This is a genomic window from Caballeronia mineralivorans PML1(12), assembly GCF_001028175.1.
GTDB classification, from domain to species: Bacteria; Pseudomonadota; Gammaproteobacteria; order Burkholderiales; family Burkholderiaceae; genus Caballeronia; species Caballeronia mineralivorans.
Genome location: NZ_AEJF01000101.1, coordinates 1 through 583, shown reverse-complemented (window position 1 = coordinate 583; position 583 = coordinate 1). Strand labels below are relative to the sequence as shown.

Annotated in this window: 1 protein-coding gene; it reads right to left on the bottom strand. The window is 62.8% G+C overall.

What is annotated here, in order from left to right:
* A partial coding sequence (locus EOS_RS16005; RefSeq protein ID WP_047847645.1) for a polysaccharide biosynthesis protein occupies positions 1–583 on the bottom strand: 583 nt, incomplete at both ends.

The window sequence follows — 583 nt, the reverse complement described above, 5'->3', positions numbered from 1 at the left end:
CTTTATCGGTGGAGATCAGCACGAAGTGACTTACCTGATGCCGGATCGCCGCGCGCGCCACGCGCAACGTGCCCAGCACGTTGTTGCGCACCGCCGCCCACGCGTTCTGTTCTTCCATCAACGGTACGTGCTTGTACGCTGCCGCGTGAAACACGATGTGCGGCGCGAAGCGCGACATGGTCTGATCGAGCAGCAGCGAATCCTTGGCATCGCCGATCACCGGGATCACCGACAGATCCGGAAAGCGCTCATGCAGTTCTTCGATGAGCAGATACATCGCGTATTCGCTCAGGTCGTAGGCCACCAGTTGCGCTGGCGAGAAGCGCAGGATTTGCCTGCACAACTCCGAGCCGATCGAGCCGCCTGCGCCCGTCACCATCACCACGCGCCCGTGCAGCAACGCTTCAACGTGCGGCATGTCGATCTTCACCGGCTCGCGGCCGAGCAAGTCTTCCAGGTCGATCTGACGAACGCGGGAGAGGAATGCCTGACCTTGTGTGAGGACCGTGAGCGCAGGCAGAACCATCGCCTTGACGCCGGCGCGCACGCACAGGGTCGCCACACGCCGCTGCGAATCCACCGA